The following is a 16462-nucleotide window of genomic DNA, read 5'->3' as shown; positions in this document are numbered from 1 at the left end:
ATATGGAACAAGAAATAGACACAAATTTACTAGGAGAAGAAATCGTAAAAAAATTGAAAACCATATACGACCCAGAAATTCCTGTAGACATATACGAATTGGGGTTGATTTATGATGTAATGGTCAATGAGGATTATGAAGTAAAAATTCTAATGACATTGACTTCTCCAAATTGCCCAGTTGCAGAAACCTTACCTCTAGAAGTTGAAGAAAAAATCAAATCGATAGAGAATGTAAAAGATGCTGATGTAGAAATTACATTCGATCCACCTTGGAGTAAAGATTTGATGAGCGAAGAAGCAAAATTAGAATTAGGAATGCTCTAAATAATATTTAGATAATAATCACAATGGATGAGATTATAAATAGAGTTGCCAATTCAAGCCTTGAGGTTTTCGATTTGGAAGATTATTATCCAAAAGAAATACGCTCTCAAATAGATATTTCGCAATGGCTCATCGAAGGTTTTTTGTTAAAAGAAAAAGAATTTCGAGAAGCATTGAAACACCATAACTGGGAACAATACCAAAATCATTTAGTTGCTATTAATTGCTCCACAGATGCGATACTTCCTGCTTGGGCATCGGTATTGGTTACTATTTATTTAGCCCCTTTTGCAAAAAAAATAGTTAACGGAAATTTAGAAGATATTGATATTGTAATGTATCAAGATATTTTAGAACGTCTAGACTACACTCCTTACAAAAATCAATCGGTCATAATTAAAGGATGTTCAAAGAAACCTGTTCCAAAAAGTGCTTATATAATAGCCGCTCAAAAGTTACAGCCTTTTGCAAAAAGTATTATGTATGGCGAAGCTTGCTCAGCAGTTCCCTTGTACAAATCTCCAAAGAAGTGAGTTTGTTTCTCTAGAAATTTAACAGTTTAATTGTTTTAGTATCTTTGTGGAGTAAATTTTAAAACAAGAAAATGAAAAAAATTCTATTATTAGTAACTCTTTTTTGCTCGATTATTTCGGTTAAGGCACAAAATTCAGAAAAGGAATTAATTCAAAATACAGAGAAAGCTGTTAAAATATTAGTGGACACTTCAGGAAATGGCTGGAAGAGGAAAGGTAATTTTTCTTTTCTTTTCAATCAATCTAATTTTAATAACTGGGTTGCTGGTGGTGAAGATAATTTATCTGGTAATTTGAGTATCAATTATGACTTTAATTACAAAAAAAATGATTTAACCTGGGACAACAAAGTTTTGGCTTCTTATGGTTTATTACAGACTAAAAATGCTGATTTCGAAAAGAAAACAGATGACCGTTTCGAATATAATTCTGTTCTTGGGAAAAAGGCATTTGGGAATTGGTATTATTCCTTGTTTTTAAATTTCAGAACTCAGTTTACTAAAGGTTATATATATAGTAAAGATGACCTTGGAAAAGAGATAAGAACAGAATATACAAACGTGTTTTCTCCAGGGTATTTAACTTTTGGTCCAGGGATGTTTTGGAAGAAAAGTGATAATCTCAAACTAAACTTTGCGCCATTAACGTCAAAAATAACGTTCGTAGACAAAGCAAACACTTCTATGGATGGATATGTTGACGGAACTTATTTTGGTGTAGATGCGAATAAGAGTTACCGATATGAACTTGGTTTTTACGCATCCTTGTATTATAAATTGAATTTAATGACAAATGTTTCAGCAGAAAACACTTTAAATATGTACACTAACTATTTAGATAAGCCTGAAAATGTTGATATTGATTATTCCTTGGCAATTGTAATGAGAATTAATAGATATTTGTCAACCAATTTAGCTTTTCAAGCCATATATGATGACAATGCTTTTCGAGGGTTACAAACTAGACAAGTGTTGGGCTTAGGAATAAACTTTGGATTCTAAACAATTTATTACTAAAAACACAAAAGCCTTCAAATTTTGAAGGCTTTTGTTTTATGAAATGGTACGTTTTTCTATAAATTAAAAGAAGCACCAATAGTAACAGTAAACTGATTGTTATAATTATCAAAATCATTTATGTTAGTGTCGTATTTTGCAATAGGAATTCCAGCTTCAGTATACAACCCAAAACCTTCTGAAAAGAAATAACGGAATCCTAAATGCGCACCAAAATTTCGTAAACCTAAGTCTAATCCAGGATAAACATCCATCTTTTTATCTAATCCGATAACATTGCCTAAATTAGCATTAAAACGCGCTTTTACATCAATTCTATCGCCAAATTCAGGCTTAACACCTGATTTTTCTTCAACTGACAATAAATACGATGCCGTAAAACCATAAGACATATTTTCGCCAATACCAAAATCAGTCGATAGTTGAATTCCTGTTCCACCATTTTGAATATTAGCTCCAACTTGTGCTTTAATATCACCTTTGCCCTTGAAGGCTTGTGCATTAATAAGTCCAATTGACAAAAGTAATGATAGGGTAATAATTTTTTTCATGATTGTATATGTGTTAGTAATTATTGCGCAAAAATAGTTGAATAAATTTAATTTCGACCTTTTTCATTGGGATATAAATGCGGTAACGGTTCACTTTGCCAGAACTCTTTAGAATCAACATCCATAATCGTTAATGGACCAGTAAATGCTGCACCTGTATCAACATTCCAAACATTAGCCATTTGTAAAGGAACTGTTTTTCCAATTCTTGTTAGCGGAGTATGGCCTATGAATATTTCTCTATACAATGTAAATCGTTTGGGGTAGTTATAATCAGTAGGTTTTATGTTTTTATTTAATCCTAAAGCGGTTTCCCATAGGGTTCTATCCCAATAAAACATTTCCGGAGAGTACTCAAAATCAATTCCGTTCATATTGGTAAATCCGGCATGAATGAACAAACGGTTTTCTTCGTCTAAATAATAATTAGATAATGATTTTAAAAACTCGATATGTTTTTTCTTAATCGATTCGGTTACTTTTGCGTAGGCCAAGACCGTTGCCTCACCACCGTGTTTGTACCACATTACATTATCCTTGTTTTCGTTGAGCCAAGACAATAAAAGGTCGTCATGATTGCCTCGAATAAAAACACAGTTTTGACGATTATTCAATTCTATTAAAAAATCTAAAACATCAGGAGATTGACTCCATCCATCAACATAGTCTCCCAGAAAAATCAATTGATCTTCATGACTCACCTTAGCTCTTTCCATAATTTGGTGTAGTGCTCTTAAACCGCCATGAATATCTCCTATAACGAGTGTTCTCATTTAAAGTTGTATTTTTTATTCGGCATTGTATTTCATTTTTCTTAAAATTCGAAGCGCTTCTTTGAACGACAAATATACTTGAGTAAATGGTTTTAAAAGATCTTTGGCATCAATTAGTTTTTGTTTGGCTTCATCAAAACCATTTAGATAACAAATCATAAATGTAGAAGGCAAATTTATTAAATCTCGATGCTCTCTTTCGGTAAGTTCAACACCACTTTGCAATTTATTTATCAAAATCAAGTTGGAATTGTAAATATGAAATAGCATTTTTTTATTGAATTCAGGTGGCTGAAACAGCATTTCTTGATCTATTTTGTAGTATCCATTTTCAAAAAAACGAATGTTTTTTTTTTCTAAAGGATAATAAGTGGTTTTATCGTTTAAACCCAAGGGCACATATTCAGTTATTGTGAAGCTGTCGTCATCAAAAATAATTGTCACTTCGTCTAATGCAGAATAAAACAGCTTAATTTGTTCGTTAATCAATTCAATGTCTACTCTTGACAGGAATGTTTTGTCGTGAATTTTCTTGGGAATTCCAGCCCAGCAAATCACAAATAACTCTTTAAAAACCTTGTATTTTGGCGACATGTCTTTATGCCGGAAATTCATAAAATCAATTACTCCATCAAGGGTATAGGCAATACTGTTTCTTGAATTATTTTCGATACCAATGACTGTTTCGGTATTTTGATAATTTTTTTCGAATTCATTTTCAACAGGAACAGTATTACTCCCTCTTCTCATAAAAACACTGTTAGGAAGAATAGTGTGTATCCCCTTTTTAAAAAAAGAAGTTCTTTTTTTGGGCTTAATAGTCACTAAACCTATTACTTTATCTTTTGGTAAATTTGGGAAGGGCACATTTTCATACTGAATTTTTGGCGGGTTTTCAAGAAAAGCATTTACCAAATTCTGTATCCGACTATCATCAAAAAAATCATCACCCACAATTTCATTGTCATGGTCTTCGACACCTACAACAATATAGGAATTATTAGAAGGATTTGAATTTGACAACGCGCAAATGTGTTTTAAAAATTTTGCTTTTCCCTCACGGGTATGTAAATTCAACTGCCGTTTTTTGTCATAAAAACTACATTCGTCGTTGTGAGCTAAAAGGTTTTTTATTAGAAGACGCTTATTTATCATGTTAAATTAAGTATTCAGTGTTTAGTGTTCAGTTACTGCCAACTAATTACTGAACACAGAACACTTTTTTAAGGCACGTCTACCCCCATACTTTCTGCCCAAATAGCAAACCAATCTTCATTTTCGAGTTGTAAATCAACAGCTTTCATAAGAGATTGAATGCGAGCTACATTTACAGTCCCAGCTATAGGAATTACTTTTGCAGGATGTTGTAGAATCCAAGAAAGCAGTATCGTGTCTGAGCCAACATGATATTTTTCAACTAATTTGACTAAAATTCTTTTTAATCTCCTTGTTTGTTCTATATCTTCTCTAAACACCGTTCCAAGCGGATTCCAAGACATGGGTTTTATGTTGTGAATTTGCATATAATCAAAACTACCATCAAGCATTGCTTCATGGTGAGTTGCTGAAAATTGAACTTGATTGTAGCTTATTTCTGTTTTTTGACGAATCAATTCAGTTTGTGAAGAAGTAAAATTTGAGAGACCAAAATCGATGATTTTTCCTTCGGCTTTTAATTTTGAAACCGCTTCTGCAATTTCATCTGCCTGCATCAAAGGACTTGGTCGATGAAGTAAAAGCACATCTAAAAAATCAGTTTGAAGGTTTTTTAATGAATTTTCAACTGACCAAATAATATACTCTTTGGAGTAATTATAATGCTTGATTGAATTGGTTCTGTTTTCTGAAATAAGTTGAATACCAAATTTAGAAATAAGTTGCATTTTTTCTCTCGAAATTTTGCTTGAAGCAAATGCTTTTCCAAAAGCAGCTTCAGTCGTGTAAGAACCATAAATGTCTGCATGGTCAAAGGTGGTAATTTTGTTTTCTAGACAAATATGAATCATATTTTCCATGTCTTTTTGATTGAGGTTTTTATCCCAAATTCCCCAACTCATTGTTCCAGCAACAATAGGTGATAATGATGTTTTACTCATAGTTCTTATCTTTTAATAAATGTAGCGTATCTCTAGTTTTTAAGAAGATTTTTTTAGTTCTTAAAAATATGAAAATTGTTTCACAAATCATCCTTAAAATTCAAGGATTAAGATAAGTTTTAACCATTTTTTAACATCTTTCAACTAAAAAAAATTTCAATTTGCACTGTTAAAATTAGTCTATTCAATTCGAAACAATAAATAAAACAAATGGAAGAAAATGCAACGACTCTAGACATTAGAGCAATTAATGAAAAAATAGAAAGAGAAAGTGCTTTTATTGATTTACTTACCATGGAAATGAATAAGGTAATTGTGGGTCAAAAACACATGGTGGAACGTTTGTTGATTGGACTTTTAGGGCAAGGGCATATTTTATTAGAAGGTGTTCCAGGTTTAGCAAAAACATTAGCTATAAATACCTTATCACAAGCTGTTCAAGGCTCATTTAGCAGAATTCAATTCACACCTGATTTATTGCCAGCTGACGTAATTGGAACAATGATTTACAATATTAAGGCCAATGAATTTTCAATAAAAAAAGGACCGATTTTCGCCAATTTTGTCCTAGCCGATGAGATTAACAGAGCTCCTGCCAAAGTACAATCGGCATTGTTAGAAGCCATGCAAGAAAAACAAGTTACCATTGGCGATACGACATTCAAATTAGACAAACCATTTTTAGTTTTAGCAACACAAAACCCTATCGAACAAGAAGGAACTTACCCTTTGCCAGAGGCTCAGGTAGACCGTTTTATGTTGAAAACAGTAATAGAATATCCAAAAATTGATGAAGAACGTTTAGTTATTCGTCAAAATCTTAAAGGAAGCTATGACAAAGTAAATCCCGTTGTTTCCGTTGACCAAATCCTTAGAGCTCAAGAGGCTGTTCGTGAAGTATACATGGACGAAAAAATTGAAAAATATATACTTGATATTGTTTTTGCTACCCGTTTCCCTGAAAAATATAAATTAGAAAATTTAAAACCATTAATCAGTTTTGGAGCTTCACCTCGTGGAAGTATCAATCTTGCTAATGCTGCAAAATGTTACGCTTTTATCAAACGTAGAGGTTATGTGATTCCAGAAGATGTTCGAGCTGTTGTACACGATGTGTTGCGTCATAGAATAGGTATTACTTATGAAGCAGAGGCGGAAAATATTACTTCTGTTGACATCATAAATAAAATTGTTAACGAAATCGAAGTGCCTTAATGTTTATAGTTTATTGTTTTTAGTTTGTGGTTAACCATAAACGGCAAACCAAAAACTACAAACAAAAGAAAAATGGAAACAAAAGACTTACTCAAAAAAGTACGTAAGATTGAAATTAAAACCCGTAGATTGAGTGATCATATCTTTTCGGGAGAGTACCATACATCATTTAAAGGACGAGGAATGACTTTTTCTGAGGTACGTCCCTATCAATATGGCGATGATATTCGAGCTATTGATTGGAATGTTACTGCTCGTTACAACGAAGCGCATGTAAAAGTTTTTGAAGAAGAGCGCGAACTCACCATGATGCTAATGGTAGATATTTCGGGTTCAGAAAGTTTTGGAACCAAGAATCAATTTAAAAAAGACATCATTATTGAAATCGCAGCTACAATGGCTTTTTCGGCAACTCAAAATAATGATAAAATTGGTTTGATTTTGTTTTCTGACCAAATAGAATTATACATTCCTCCCAAAAAAGGACGCTCACACGTGTTGAGGATTATTCGTGAGCTTATAGAATTTCAGCCTCAAAGTCATAAAACAGATATTTCTCAGGCATTAAAATTTTTGTCGGGAACACAAAAAAAGAAAGCTATTGTATTTGTCATCTCTGATTTTATGTCTGATGAGTACGAACATACTTTGAAAATAGCTTCAAAAAAACATGACATTACGGGAATTCGAGTGTATGATATTCGAGAAGAAAAAATGCCCAATTTGGGAATGGTTGCGATGCTGGATGCAGAAACAGGAGCAACACAATTAATCGATACAAGTTCTAAATCGGTTCGACTGAATTATGAAAAATACTATCATGATAGAGTACAGTATTTTAAAGAAACGTTTAGTAAGTCTGGCTCAGGAGTTGTAAATACTCGAGTTGACGAAAGTTATGTGACAAAATTATTAGGTTATTTTAAATCAAGATAAGGATTGGTGATTGTGGATTAACGATTTTTGATTTCAGATTTGGTTGTAAAGAGAGTTAATTTTGATAGAAAAAATTTAAAATGAATAAACAAGAGCTTGAAGACAGATTGATAGATTTTGCTGCAACTGTAATTACCGTCGCAAATAAGTTCGAAAAAAACTATGCGGGTAATCATCTCGCGGGACAAATAATTCGATCAGGAACTTCACCAGCTTTAAATTATGGTGAAGCTCAAAGTGCTGAAAGTAAAAAGGATTTTATTCATAAAATGGGAATTTGCCTAAAAGAATTAAGAGAAACATTTGTTTGTTTAAGGATAATTGAAAAATCAAATTTATCATCAGATTTAGAAAATTTAATCTTAGCAAAAAAAGAAGCTAATGAATTAATATCAATTTTTGTTTCAAGTATAAAAACATCAAAAAATAATTCTTGAATGAAAAGATTAACAATATCAGATATGAACATCTGAAATCAAAAATCGTTAATCTTCAATCGAAAATATAAAAATGAAAAATTTCTTTTACATACTATTCTTGCTGTTTTGTACCATTGTCTTTGCTCAGCAAAAGCAAGTCATTACGAGTATTGATACTACTAAAAATAAGATTGGCGCCGAGTTTAAGCTCACTTTGAAAACAGCTGTAGACACTACATCTAAGGTGGTATTTCCAAGTATTAAAAACATCGGACCTTTAGAAGTTATTCGTTCTTACAAGATTGATACTGTCAAAAATGGAGCTACCTATGAATTAATCAAAAAATACGGTTTGACTCAGTTTGATAGTGGAAAATATACCATTCCAAGTATTAAAGTATTGATTAATAACAAACCTTATTTTTCAGATAGTATCCGAGTGGAAGTCGCCAATGTGGCAGTAGATACGTTGAAACAAAAAATGTACGACATCAAACCTATTGTCGAATCTTCATCAGGCAATAGTTGGATTTGGAAAGTATTACTAGTATTAATTCTGATTGCTGCAGTAGGAGCTTTTGTTTATTGGTGGATTAAAATCAGACAAAAGAAAGTAATAGAAGAAGAAGTATATAAAACTCCAATAGAAAGAGCCACGGTTTTATTGAATAATCTCGAGAAAAAAGAGTTGTGGCAAAAAGGAGAAGTCAAAGCTTATTATAGTGAACTAACCGATATTGCTAGGAATTATATTGAAGAGGCTATACAAATTCCTGCTATGGAAAGCACAACATCAGAGTTAATAGATGGACTTCGACAAGCTTCTTTAAAAAAGAAAATGGTACTTTCTAAGGAAACTATCGAAAATTTAGAACAAGTATTACGACAAGCAGATTTAGTAAAATTTGCAAAATCAAAACCGCTTGACTTTGAAATTACGGAAGATCGAAAAAAGATAGAAAAATCAATCATAACACTTGATAAATCGATTCCTGTTGTCGTAGAATCAGAAGATGAATTACTCCTAAACGAACTGCAACGACAAGAACAAATAAAGAAACAATTACAGAAAAAACGAAAAGACAGAATCATCACTTCTGTTGGAATTGTTGTTGGAGCTATAGTTGGCTTATTCATTTTCTTTGTTGTTACTAAAGGCTTTGATTTTGTAAAAGATACTATTCTTGGAAATCAATCGAAAGAATTGTTAGAAGGCGAATGGATTTACAGTGAATATGGCAACCCAAGTATTAGAATTGAGACGCCAAAAGTGCTCAAAAGAATGGATTTAACCCAATTTTTGCCAAAAGAAGGAATGGCATTGATAAAGGAGATGCAATCATTCGCTTTTGGAACCTTTACAGATGACTTTTTCGTTATGGTTTCGACTTTTAAATTCAAACAAGAATCCGAAATAGACTTATCAAAATCATTAGAAGGTTCTATAAAAATGATAGAATCGCAAGGAGGACAAAACATGATTGTAAAGCAAGATGAGTTTGACACAAAAGAAGGTGTGAACGGAATAAAAGGATACGGAACTTTTTCTAAAATTGATGGGATTAATAAAAGTAGCACTAAAATCTATTATGAAATTCTTTTATTCAGTCAAGAAGGAGGCTTACAGCAAATTATAACCATGCATAAAGAAGGCGATAAATATGCCAATGAAATATCAGAACGTATTTTAAACTCTGTCGAACTTAAAAAAGCAAGCGAATAATGAAAAACGTTACCTTTTTAAATCCTGAGTTTTTTTGGCTCTTTCTTTTAATTCCAATAGCGATTGCTTGGTTATTTAGGAGAAGAAATAAGCAAACGCCAACATTAAAAGTAAGTTCGCTAAAAGGTTTTCAAGGTACAAATTCAATTTTAGCTAAGGTGTATCCGTTTTTACATGTTTTGCGATTATTAGCGCTAAGTTCGTTAATTGTAGCAATGGCTAGACCTAGAACTGTAGATATAAGTAACAAAACTAAAACAACTAAAGGAATTGATATTGTTATGGCTGTTGACGTTTCGGGAAGTATGCTTGCCAAGGACTTGAAACCCAATCGAATGGAAGCACTTAAAAGAGTAGCTTCCGACTTTGTTCAACAGAGACCTAACGACCGAATAGGATTAGTAGTTTATGCCGCCGAAGCTTATACAAAAACACCAGTTACTAGTGATAAAGCAGTAATATTGGATGCTATTAGTAGTATAAAGTATGATAATGTTTTGCAAGACGGAACAGGAATTGGCATGGGATTGACAACTGCAATAAATCGTTTAAAAGAAAGTAAAGCCAAAAGTAAAGTAATTATACTTTTAACAGATGGTGTAAACAATGCAGGATTTATTGAGCCCGAAACAGCTTCGGATATTGCTCAACAATATGGAATAAAAGTGTATACCATAGGAATTGGAACCAACGGAATGGCTGAATTTCCTTATGCAATAGCACCAAATGGACAATTTCTTTTTAGAATGATGCAGGTGGAAATCGATGTGAAATTGTTGCAAAGCATTGCCCAAAAAACAGGAGGAAAATATTTTAGAGCGACGGGTAATGACAAATTAGCTCAAATTTATAAGGAAATTAATAAGTTAGAAACCACAGAAATAGAAGAATTAAAATTCTATGATTACGACGAAAAATACCGACCTTTTGTTTGGATTGCTGGAATATTGCTTTTAGCAGAAATTAGTTTGAGAAATACCATTTTCAGAAGTTTTATATAAAGAAAAATGTACGAGTTAGAAGAAAAAAGTTATTTGTATCTCTTGTTTATCATTCCAATTTTAGTTGGTGTTTTCTTGTATATTCAATTTTGGAAAAGAAAAAAGCAACGGGAATTTGGCGATTTAGAATTACTCAGAAAATTGAGTCCTGATAAATCTGTTTTTAAACCAGTTTTAAAATTTATTATTTTTCTCTTGGCATTGGCTGCGTTGGTTTTTGGATTGGTAAATCCTAAAATTGGCACCAAAATGGAAACTGTAAAGCGTGAAGGTATCGATATTGTCTTTGCGATGGATGTTTCTAAAAGTATGCTAGCCGAAGATGTGGCTCCAAGCCGATTAGAAAAAAGCAAACAAATTGTTTCGCAAATCATCAATCAATTGGGTAATGATAGAATTGGAATTGTGGCCTATGCTGGTAGTGCGTTTCCAGTTTTACCCATTACTACAGATTATGGTGTCGCAAAAATGTTTTTGCAAAGCATGAATACAACCATGGTTTCTTCGCAAGGAACCTCACTTGATGAAGCGATAAAATTATCTTCTACCTATTTTGACAAAGGAAATAAAACCAGTAAATTATTGATTTTAATCTCTGATGGTGAAGATCATTCTGAAGGGGCAGAAGACGCTGCGGCTGAAGCCAATAAAAATGGCATGAAAATTATTACTATTGGAGTAGGAACCGAAAAAGGAGGTCCAATTCCAATAAAAAGAAATGGAGTTGTAGAAAGCTTTAAAAGGGATAATAATAATGAAGTAGTTATTACGAAGCTAAATCAAGAGAGTCTCACTACAATAGCAAAGGCTACTAATGGAGGGTATGTAAACGGGAATAACACAAAAGAAGTTCTAGAGTATATAAAAAAAGCATTAGAAAATATTCAGAAGACCGAATTTGAGGCGACACAAATGGCCGATTTTCAATCTCAGTTTCAATGGTTTTTGGGAATTGCTTTCTTCATATTGTTTTTAGACATTTTTCTATCAGAAAGAGTCACTAATTGGATTAAGAAGTTGAATTTATTTAATGAAAAGGAATAATGAAAAATCTAATTATATATAGTTTGTTATTTATTTCCTTTGTTACATTTGCGCAGGAAAAAGATAAAAATTTACCCAAAGGCAACGAAGAATTTGAGGCAAAGAAGTATGCCGATGCCGAAGCGAATTATAGAATATCGCAATCAAAAAAAGCTAAAAACAGTACTGCTTCTTACAATTTAGGAAATGCAATTTATAGACAAAATCAGCCAAGTGAGGCCAAGTTTTCATATCTGAAAGCCATTGAGAATACCATGTCTCAGTCTGAAAAACATAAGGCATTTCATAATTTAGGCAATGTGTTTATGAAAGAAAAAAATTATTCACAAGCGGTCGAAGCCTACAAAAATGCATTGAGAAACAACCCTAATGATGAAGAAACACGCTATAATTATGCTTTAGCAAAAAAGATGTTGAAAGAAAATCCTCCTAAGAACGATGATAAAAAAGACAAGGATAAGAAGGATAAAAATAAAAAAGAGGACAAGAAAGACAGCGACAAGGATAATAAAGATAAAAAGGACGATAAAAAAGACGGAGATAAGGATAAAAAAGATAAGAATCAGGGCGATAAAGATAAAAAAGACGATAAAGGCAAAGACGATCAGCCACAACAACCACAACCTAAACCAGGTGGAATTTCTAAAGAACGTCTGCAAAATTTGCTCGATGCTGTAAACAACGAAGAAAAGAAAATACAAGATAAAGTAAACGCTCAAAAAGTAAAGGGAAAACCAGTACAAACGGAAAAAGATTGGTAAAAGGTATAAGAACCATTCACAAATGATTACAGAACAATGAAAAAGTATATTTTTCTTTTAATGATAAGTTTTCAAGGACTTTTTGCTCAGATACAATTTGAAGCAAAGGTCAGTAAAAACACTCTTGGACTCAACGAAAGACTCCGAATAGATTTTACTATGAATGCTGATGGAGATAATTTTTCTCCGCCTTCCTTCGAAGGGTTTAGAATCGTTGGCGGACCTAGTCAACAAGTGAGTCAATCGTGGATTAATGGTAGAAGTTCATTCAACAAATCCTATTCTTATTTTTTATTACCAACACAAAAAGGGACTTTAACAATACGACAAGCTACGGTAGAGATTAACGGACAAATCTATAAAACAAATCCAATACGAATTAATGTTACCGCAGCTGTAGAGCAACCAAGAGACCCCAATGATGAACCTCAAATTTCTGCTGACGACGCCATCCACCTTGTAGCTGATATTTCAAAAGGGAATCCTTATGTAAACGAACCAATAACAGTGGTTTATAAATTGTATTTCAGTTATAATATTGGAATTACCGATTGGCGAGAACTCAACAAACCAAAATACAATGATTTTTGGAGTCAAAATATTGACATCAAACAATTGGTGGCTGAGGAAGGAAGATACAATGGTGAAAAATATAGATATGTTGTTTTAAGAAAAACCGTTTTATATCCTCAAAAATCAGGTAAGCTAGAAATTGAGCCGTTATCTTTAGACATCGATGTTCAAGTTCCAACAAACAGAAGAAATATTTTTGGACAAGTTCAAGTTGTAGAAGATAACAAAAGAGTTTCCGCAGGAAGCAAAACTATTACCGTGAAGCCATTACCAGAAACGGGTAAACCTGAGGATTTTTCTGGTGCAGTAGGGAGATTTAATTTTACCGTCACACCATCAAAAACGAATCTTAAAAATGGAGAATCTTTAGATTTGAAAGTGGCGGTTTCGGGGACTGGAAATCTAAAATTATTTACCTTACCCAAACCCGTTGTTCCAAGTTCTATAGAGTTGTATGACCCTGTTCATAACGAAAAAATACAAACTCCGCTTTCTGGAATGAATGGGCAAATTTCAGATTTGTATACGATTATTCCGCAGTTTAAAGGTAAATATCCCATCAAACCCATGTCGTTTTCCTATTTTGATTTAGGATTGGGAAGATACAAAACGATAACTTCACCAGAAATTATGATTAACGTTTTAGACGGGCCTTCTGCCTCTGAAAACGCGGTTGTGACTAACTCTGGTGTTTCAAAGATGAGAGTTTCAGCTGGAGAACAATTTCATTTTATCAAATTAAAAACAAGTCTAACGGATATCAAAAAAGATGATTTCTTTGGCTCAACCTTATTCGACGCTTTGATGATTTTGCCCTTTTTAGCTATCCCTATGATAGTCTTGTTTAAGAGGAAAAAAGAAGCCATTGATGCAGACGTTTATGGCAATAAAATAAAAATGAATAATCGATTGGCTAAAAAATATTTATCAGAAGCCAAACAGCAAATCAATAACAAAGAACCGTTTTATATTGCTTTGGAAAAAGCGATGCACAACTTTTTGAAAGCCAAACTCTACATTGAAACTTCTGAAATGAGCAAGGACAAAATAAAAGAAATTTTGACCTCTAAAAATGTGAGCTTAGAAACCGTTCAGTCGTTTATCGATTTAACTGAAAATTGTGAATTGGCTCGATATGCGCCATCATCAAGTGTTACTATTCAGCAGGATTATGATAAGGCAGTTACAATACTTTCAGAATTAGAAAAACAAATCGTGTAATGTAAATTCTAAAAGGCAAATAGAAAATGAAAAAAACAGTTTATATATTCTTATTAGTAACACAACTTCTCTTTTCCAAAAATGGATTTGATAGAGGAAATGAACTGTACCAAAAAGGCAATTACTCGCAAGCAATTAAGGCCTATGAAAGTGTTGTAAAAGAGAACAAGCAATCTGCAGAATTGTATTTCAATATTGGGAATTGTTATTATAAAATGAACAAAGTAGCCCCTGCGATTTATAATTATGAAAAAGCATTGGTGCTGGAACCCAATGATAAAGAAGTCCAAAACAATTTAAAATTTGCACATAAATTACAGATAGATGAGATTAAAGAAGTGCCAAAAGTTGGTTTTGAAAAGTTAATTAGAGATTTCACAGGAACCTTTCATTACAATACTTGGGCATGGATAGCTGTAGCTTTTGTTTTTTTAGTTGTATTGTTTTTTATTGGATACTATTTTTCTCAAACTACAGTATTCAAAAGAGTTTTCTTTATAGGAATGTTTGTTCTTGTGTTTTTGCTTTTAATCAGTATTTTATCGGCAATTTTCGAAAAAAACCATTACGAGAATGAAAGACCAGCAATTATTTTTGCTGAAGCAGTTTCGGTAAAAAATGAGCCAAGAGCGTCTGGTTCAGAAGTCTTCATACTTCACGAAGGAACCAAAGTTTTTGTGAAAGAAACTCTGGAGAATTGGAAAAAAATACAATTGACCGATGGTTCCGAAGGATGGATTGAAGAAAGTGCTATCCGAGAAGTAAAACAATAAAAGACATCAATACTATTACAATTTTATTTTAAAAACATCGTCTAAAGCAGTTTTTGCTGCATGAAAACCACACATTCCATGTACTCCTCCACCCGGTGGTGTCGAAGAAGAGCAAATATACATTCCTTTTGCAGAGGTTCTATATGGAGAAGTGCGCAAGGCAGGTCTAGTAAATAATTGACCAATATCTATGATACCTCCATTGATATCACCACCAATATAATTTGGATTATAAGCCTCCATTTGCATGGAATTTATAATATTTCGTTCCAAAATTATATCTTTAAAACCAGGTGCAAAACGTTCCACTTGATTTTCAATAGCTTTTGTCATATCTGCAGTGGAACCATTTGGTACATGACAATATGCCCAAGCGGTTTGTTTGCCTTCTGGAGCACGCGTGGAATCAAATAAACTTTGTTGTGCCAATAAAACAAAAGGTTTTTCTGGATGACCTCCAGACGATGACAATTGTTCTCCAGCAGCTATTTCGCTAAATGTATTGCCAAGATGAACAGTTCCAGCCATTCTGCATTCAGGGGAAGCAAAAGGAATAGGTTCGCTCAATGCCCAATCTATTTTAAAAACGCCCATACCGTATCGATATCTTTCTAATTGCCACTTGTATAAAGGTGAAAAGCTATCGCCAGCAATTTGCAGTAGTTGTTTAGGGGTAACATCAAATAGAACTGAATTTGAAGAAGGTAATTGATTTAATGATTGAACCATAAAGCCAGTTTCTATTTTTCCACCCAATGACATAAAATAGGAAGCCAAAGCATTGGCAATGGATTGTGAACCGCCCTTAGGAATGGGCCATCCATGAATATGGCCCACTGCGGAGAGTACCATACCAATAGCGGCCGTAGAATAATTGGTTAATGGTTGGATAGAATGGGCAGCCATTCATGCCCATAAACCTTTGGCCTTTTCAGTAGAAAAACGATTGGCAATCCAACTAGCTGATTTCATGGCATTTAATCCGAATTGAGCCATAAGAAAGGGATGTTTAGGAAAACGCAAAGGACTCATTACATCAGCGGCTATTTTTGGCCATGATTCCACTAATGGTTCTATAAGACTTAGATAGGCATCCTGATCAATTCCTAAAGAAATGGCTGTTTCTTTTATTGATTTTGATAAAATTGCAGTCTCGCTATTGTCAAGAGGATGTGCAGCCGCTAATGGAGCATGAATAAATTCTAATCCATGCTTATCTAGAGGAATATTAGCAAAAAAAGGAGACCCCATAGCCATAGGATGTATGGCTGAACATACATCGTGTTTAAAACCTGGTAAAGTTAGTTCAAGAGTCCGCATACCACCACCAATAGTATCTTTTCCTTCAATAACTAAAACGGAAAGACCTGCTTTTTGCAACGTTATCGCAGCTGCTAAACCATTTGGACCAGAGCCTACTATTATTGCATCAAAATCTTTTTTATTCATATTATATTAATGGAGATTTAATGTATTTGTTCTGTTTTAAAAATTTACCGTG

The 16462-nt window shown here is 33.1% G+C and carries 18 protein-coding genes; 12 read left to right on the top strand and 6 right to left on the bottom strand.

Going from position 1 to position 16462, the window contains the following annotated elements:
* Positions 1–2: 2 nt before the first annotated feature.
* From AC23L6_RS11855 to AC23L6_RS11845, 3 genes are all read left to right on the top strand, one after another.
* Positions 3–326: an SUF system Fe-S cluster assembly protein gene (locus tag AC23L6_RS11855; protein ID WP_487562655.1), complete on the top strand. Its 324-nt coding sequence runs from the start codon at positions 3–5 to the stop codon at positions 324–326.
* A gap of 23 nt (positions 327–349) precedes the next feature.
* Complete coding sequence (locus tag AC23L6_RS11850; protein ID WP_487562656.1) at positions 350–859, top strand: DUF2480 family protein; 510 nt, start codon at positions 350–352, stop codon at positions 857–859.
* 71 nt (positions 860–930) lie between these two features.
* Positions 931–1860, top strand: coding sequence for a DUF3078 domain-containing protein (locus AC23L6_RS11845; protein WP_487562657.1), 930 nt, complete (start codon positions 931–933; stop codon positions 1858–1860).
* A 71-nt stretch (positions 1861–1931) separates the two neighbouring features.
* On the opposite strand, the gene AC23L6_RS11840 is transcribed toward AC23L6_RS11845, so the two are convergent.
* The 4 genes from AC23L6_RS11840 to AC23L6_RS11825 form a co-directional block, all read right to left on the bottom strand.
* Positions 1932–2426 (bottom strand): DUF6646 family protein, encoded by a 495-nt coding sequence (locus AC23L6_RS11840; protein WP_487562658.1) that lies wholly within the window; start codon positions 2424–2426, stop codon positions 1932–1934.
* 47 nt (positions 2427–2473) lie between these two features.
* Positions 2474–3199, bottom strand: coding sequence for a metallophosphoesterase family protein (locus tag AC23L6_RS11835; protein ID WP_487562659.1), 726 nt, complete (start codon positions 3197–3199; stop codon positions 2474–2476).
* Between the two features lie 15 nt (positions 3200–3214).
* Entirely contained in the window at positions 3215–4354 is a 1140-nt protein-coding gene (locus tag AC23L6_RS11830) for a DUF5929 domain-containing protein (protein ID WP_487562660.1), read from the bottom strand.
* A gap of 68 nt (positions 4355–4422) precedes the next feature.
* A complete protein-coding gene (locus AC23L6_RS11825) occupies positions 4423–5295 on the bottom strand; it encodes an aldo/keto reductase (RefSeq protein WP_487562661.1) in 873 nt (290 codons plus the stop codon).
* A gap of 210 nt (positions 5296–5505) precedes the next feature.
* Here AC23L6_RS11825 and AC23L6_RS11820 point away from each other — a divergent pair, with 210 nt between their 5' ends.
* The 9 genes from AC23L6_RS11820 to AC23L6_RS11780 all read left to right on the top strand — a co-directional run bounded on the left by AC23L6_RS11820 (position 5506) and on the right by AC23L6_RS11780 (position 14961).
* A complete protein-coding gene (locus AC23L6_RS11820; protein ID WP_487562662.1) occupies positions 5506–6510 on the top strand; it encodes an AAA family ATPase in 1005 nt (334 codons plus the stop codon).
* 72 nt (positions 6511–6582) lie between these two features.
* Positions 6583–7446: a DUF58 domain-containing protein gene (locus AC23L6_RS11815; protein WP_487562663.1), complete on the top strand. Its 864-nt coding sequence runs from the start codon at positions 6583–6585 to the stop codon at positions 7444–7446.
* Between the two features lie 80 nt (positions 7447–7526).
* The gene (locus AC23L6_RS11810; RefSeq protein ID WP_487562664.1) at positions 7527–7883 is read left to right on the top strand and encodes a four helix bundle protein; all 357 of its coding nucleotides are present in this window, start codon (positions 7527–7529) and stop codon (positions 7881–7883) included.
* A 73-nt stretch (positions 7884–7956) separates the two neighbouring features.
* Positions 7957–9588, top strand: coding sequence for a hypothetical protein (locus AC23L6_RS11805; protein WP_487562665.1), 1632 nt, complete (start codon positions 7957–7959; stop codon positions 9586–9588).
* A complete protein-coding gene (locus AC23L6_RS11800) occupies positions 9588–10589 on the top strand; it encodes a vWA domain-containing protein (protein WP_487562666.1) in 1002 nt (333 codons plus the stop codon). Before AC23L6_RS11805 ends, AC23L6_RS11800 begins: the two co-directional genes overlap by 1 nt.
* A gap of 6 nt (positions 10590–10595) precedes the next feature.
* Positions 10596–11633 carry a VWA domain-containing protein gene (locus tag AC23L6_RS11795; protein ID WP_487562667.1) on the top strand — a complete coding sequence of 346 codons (1038 nt, stop codon included), beginning with the start codon at positions 10596–10598 and terminating at the stop codon, positions 11631–11633.
* The gene (locus AC23L6_RS11790) at positions 11633–12394 is read left to right on the top strand and encodes a tetratricopeptide repeat protein (RefSeq protein WP_487562668.1); all 762 of its coding nucleotides are present in this window, start codon (positions 11633–11635) and stop codon (positions 12392–12394) included. Before AC23L6_RS11795 ends, AC23L6_RS11790 begins: the two co-directional genes overlap by 1 nt.
* A gap of 36 nt (positions 12395–12430) precedes the next feature.
* Positions 12431–14188 (top strand): BatD family protein, encoded by a 1758-nt coding sequence (locus tag AC23L6_RS11785; RefSeq protein WP_487562669.1) that lies wholly within the window; start codon positions 12431–12433, stop codon positions 14186–14188.
* Positions 14189–14214: 26 nt separating this feature from the next.
* On the top strand, positions 14215–14961 hold the full coding sequence (locus tag AC23L6_RS11780; protein WP_487562670.1) for a tetratricopeptide repeat protein: 747 nt from the start codon (positions 14215–14217) through the stop codon (positions 14959–14961).
* A 15-nt stretch (positions 14962–14976) separates the two neighbouring features.
* Here the strand turns inward: AC23L6_RS11780 and AC23L6_RS11775 are convergent, their stop codons facing one another.
* Positions 14977–15867, bottom strand: coding sequence for a phytoene desaturase family protein (locus tag AC23L6_RS11775; protein ID WP_487562671.1), 891 nt, complete (start codon positions 15865–15867; stop codon positions 14977–14979).
* Entirely contained in the window at positions 15868–16410 is a 543-nt protein-coding gene (locus AC23L6_RS11770) for a phytoene desaturase family protein (RefSeq protein WP_487562672.1), read from the bottom strand.
* Positions 16411–16462: the final 52 nt, after the last annotated feature.

The organism is Flavobacterium sp. R1_16 (assembly GCF_057652095.1).
This window is presented reverse-complemented; position numbering and strand designations above follow the sequence as displayed.

Excerpts from the sequence above, each read along its gene's own strand:
- AC23L6_RS11855 (WP_487562655.1), top strand. The coding sequence starts at position 3 with ATGGAACAAGAAATAGACACAAATTTACTAGGAGAAGAAATCGTAAAA.
- AC23L6_RS11850 (WP_487562656.1), top strand. The coding sequence starts at position 350 with ATGGATGAGATTATAAATAGAGTTGCCAATTCAAGCCTTGAGGTTTTC.
- AC23L6_RS11845 (WP_487562657.1), top strand. The coding sequence starts at position 931 with ATGAAAAAAATTCTATTATTAGTAACTCTTTTTTGCTCGATTATTTCG.
- AC23L6_RS11840 (WP_487562658.1), bottom strand. The coding sequence starts at position 2,426 with ATGAAAAAAATTATTACCCTATCATTACTTTTGTCAATTGGACTTATT.
- AC23L6_RS11835 (WP_487562659.1), bottom strand. The coding sequence starts at position 3,199 with ATGAGAACACTCGTTATAGGAGATATTCATGGCGGTTTAAGAGCACTA.
- AC23L6_RS11830 (WP_487562660.1), bottom strand. The coding sequence starts at position 4,354 with ATGATAAATAAGCGTCTTCTAATAAAAAACCTTTTAGCTCACAACGAC.
- AC23L6_RS11825 (WP_487562661.1), bottom strand. The coding sequence starts at position 5,295 with ATGAGTAAAACATCATTATCACCTATTGTTGCTGGAACAATGAGTTGG.
- AC23L6_RS11820 (WP_487562662.1), top strand. The coding sequence starts at position 5,506 with ATGGAAGAAAATGCAACGACTCTAGACATTAGAGCAATTAATGAAAAA.
- AC23L6_RS11815 (WP_487562663.1), top strand. The coding sequence starts at position 6,583 with ATGGAAACAAAAGACTTACTCAAAAAAGTACGTAAGATTGAAATTAAA.
- AC23L6_RS11810 (WP_487562664.1), top strand. The coding sequence starts at position 7,527 with ATGAATAAACAAGAGCTTGAAGACAGATTGATAGATTTTGCTGCAACT.
- AC23L6_RS11805 (WP_487562665.1), top strand. The coding sequence starts at position 7,957 with ATGAAAAATTTCTTTTACATACTATTCTTGCTGTTTTGTACCATTGTC.
- AC23L6_RS11800 (WP_487562666.1), top strand. The coding sequence starts at position 9,588 with ATGAAAAACGTTACCTTTTTAAATCCTGAGTTTTTTTGGCTCTTTCTT.
- AC23L6_RS11795 (WP_487562667.1), top strand. The coding sequence starts at position 10,596 with ATGTACGAGTTAGAAGAAAAAAGTTATTTGTATCTCTTGTTTATCATT.
- AC23L6_RS11790 (WP_487562668.1), top strand. The coding sequence starts at position 11,633 with ATGAAAAATCTAATTATATATAGTTTGTTATTTATTTCCTTTGTTACA.
- AC23L6_RS11785 (WP_487562669.1), top strand. The coding sequence starts at position 12,431 with ATGAAAAAGTATATTTTTCTTTTAATGATAAGTTTTCAAGGACTTTTT.
- AC23L6_RS11780 (WP_487562670.1), top strand. The coding sequence starts at position 14,215 with ATGAAAAAAACAGTTTATATATTCTTATTAGTAACACAACTTCTCTTT.
- AC23L6_RS11775 (WP_487562671.1), bottom strand. The coding sequence starts at position 15,867 with ATGGCTGCCCATTCTATCCAACCATTAACCAATTATTCTACGGCCGCT.
- AC23L6_RS11770 (WP_487562672.1), bottom strand. The coding sequence starts at position 16,410 with ATGAATAAAAAAGATTTTGATGCAATAATAGTAGGCTCTGGTCCAAAT.